The organism is Pseudoxanthobacter sp. (assembly GCF_036822375.1).
Lineage (GTDB): Bacteria > Pseudomonadota > Alphaproteobacteria > Rhizobiales > Segnochrobactraceae > Pseudoxanthobacter.
Genome location: NZ_DAISHT010000347.1, coordinates 1 through 2,322, shown reverse-complemented (window position 1 = coordinate 2,322; position 2,322 = coordinate 1). Strand labels below are relative to the sequence as shown.

Below are 2,322 nucleotides of genomic sequence, written 5' to 3'. Positions count from 1 at the left end.
ATCGCCGAACGGCCTCACCCGACGACACCTGCGTGAGCCGGCGAGAGCGGCCTCACCGGCCCCCCGATCGCGGCCGGCCGCATGACCGCTGGCCGGACGACGCCCTGACCCGATGACAACCTGACCCGATGACGCGCTGACCGGATGGCGACCCGGCCCGGAACCGACCTGACCGGAAAGCGGCCCGGCCCGACACCGGCCGCCGCCGTTCGCGCCGCCGGCGGTGCGGATCGTTTTGCGCACGGACCGTTTGCGCGGGCCGGTCGCGGGCGACCGGCCCCTGCCGCAACGGACGGACCGGGAAAGGGAGGACCGGGAAACCGGCCGGCGCGCCTACGCCTCGCCCACAGTCTCGAACAGCGAGCTTTCCAGCGCCTCACTGGCGCTCTTGCCGGCCCAGACCACGAACTGGAAGGCCTGATAGTGCTGCTCGCACTGGTTCAGCGCATGGGTCAGCATGGCCTCGATCTGGCCCTCGGTCGGCACCGCATCGCCCGCCAGCAGCAGGGAATAGCGGTACATGACCACGCCTTCCTGATTCCACAGGTCGAAATGGCCCATCCACATGCGCTCGTTGACCATGGCGAGCAGGCGGCACACCTCGCCGCGGCGCACTTCCGGCACCTTCAGATCGAAGGCGCAGGCCAGATGCAGCGATTCCAGTTCCTCAAGCGCGGAAAACGAGAGGTGATAGTCGCACCAGTTGCCCTTGACCGAGACGGTGATCTCGTCGTCGCCAGAGCGCTCGAAGCTCCAATCATTCGCCAGCGCGACCGCCTCGATGTGATCGAGCGGACTGGAGGGGGTGTTGAAGTCTTCGATGTCGATGAGGCTCATGAGCGTTCCTCTCGGGTTCGAGGACACGCCGGACGCCCAGTGCGCCGGCGCTCTTCAGGGCCGCCCGGCCGCCGCCTTTCCCCGTCCGCACCGGCCGGCCGGCCGGCAGCCGCCACCCGCGGACCGCGAACGGCCGCACAGGCGCCGGTGCCGGGCCCGCAAGGGCCCGCGGCAGACGGCCCGGAAAGGCCGGACCGAACGTTACCTTGCGCAAAGGGCAGCAGCGAGCCGCCCGCGCACGGTCTCATGAGCACCCGGCCGGGGCCGCGTCTGCCGGCAGCCGCATCGCCGGCGAACGGCGCCGGGCGGTAACCGACAGGAGACGACCTTGGCGCTGCTGCAGCCGGCCGGAACAGGCACAGGGCCCGGCCCGGCGAACGGCCGCGGACAGCGGGAGAGACCCGGCCGAGGGGCGCGAATCTCCAGTCAGGAATCACTATAACGGTATAGGACGGCCCGTGGCGAGTGCTGCGACGCAACAGCAGCGGCGCCGGTCTGCGGCAAAGTGGGTTGTAATGGCCCGCCTGCCGCCTGTTCCGGGCACCGGCTGCGCTGCAGCAACGGCCTCAGGCCGAGGGGGCCTCGTCGGCCGGATCGGCGGCCGGGGCTGCCGGCGGGGCGATGCCGGCGGCGGCCTCCAGCACGGCCACGCGCGCTTCCAGCGCCGCCAGCGCGGCCTTCAGCGCCTCGTTCTCGGCCCGGGCTTTGGCGGCCATCGCCTTCACCGCTTCGTGGTCGTCACGGCTGACGATGTCCATGTCGGACATGAACCGCTCCGCCTGCGCGCGAAACGCGGTCTCAACCTCGCGGCGCACGCCCTGCGCGGCGGCGGCCGCGTCGGTGGCGAGCTTGGCGAACTCGTCGAAAAGACGATTCGACGTCTGGGTCATAACGTCCACTCCAAATCGGGCCGGGCGACAGGTCGGTCCCGGATGAGGGTGCGGACTTGATGCCGGCCCGCACGCGCCAGAGGCGGCCTGTTGCTCGCACACCGGCCGCCGCAGCGCAACCGGCGTTTTCCGCCGGCGGGCCGGATTCGGCCCGCGTCCGCCTTCGCCCGGCCGCCGACGGGGCGGGGCGCGGGTGCCGGCCGGCCGCCGCGCCGCCTTATCTGCGCTGCCTTATCTGGTGCCGCCCAACCTGCACCCCCGTGCTGCCGGCCCGTGCTGCCGGCGGCGCGGCCTCACTCCTCCGGCAGCGGCACCGGGCGGCGGTCCTCGCCGATGGCGACGAAGGTGAAGATGGCCTCGGTCACGCGAAAGGCCTCGTCCTCCTCGCGGCGGCGGCGCCAGGCCTCCACCTCGATGCGCATGGAAGTGCGCCCGGCCGAGACCACACGGGCATAAAGGCTGACCTCGTCGCCCACGGAGACCGGCCGCAGAAAGCTCATGCCCTCCACGGCGATGGTCACGCAGCGCCCGCGGGCGCGCCGCACCGCCACGTTGCCGGCGGCAAGGTCCATCTGCGCCATCAGCCAGCCGCCGA

Annotated in this window: 3 protein-coding genes; all 3 read right to left on the bottom strand. The window is 72.0% G+C overall.

What is annotated here, in order from left to right; translation table 11 throughout:
* Positions 1-333: 333 nt before the first annotated feature.
* A complete protein-coding gene (locus V7067_RS17465) occupies positions 334-837 on the bottom strand; it encodes a YbjN domain-containing protein (RefSeq protein ID WP_334177160.1) in 504 nt (167 codons plus the stop codon).
* 566 nt (positions 838-1,403) lie between these two features.
* Positions 1,404-1,727, bottom strand: a complete 324-nt coding sequence (locus V7067_RS17460) for an accessory factor UbiK family protein (protein WP_334177159.1) — start codon at positions 1,725-1,727, stop codon at positions 1,404-1,406.
* A gap of 293 nt (positions 1,728-2,020) precedes the next feature.
* On the bottom strand, positions 2,021-2,322 hold a 302-nt coding region (locus tag V7067_RS17455; RefSeq protein WP_334177158.1), incomplete at its 5' end, for an acyl-CoA thioesterase.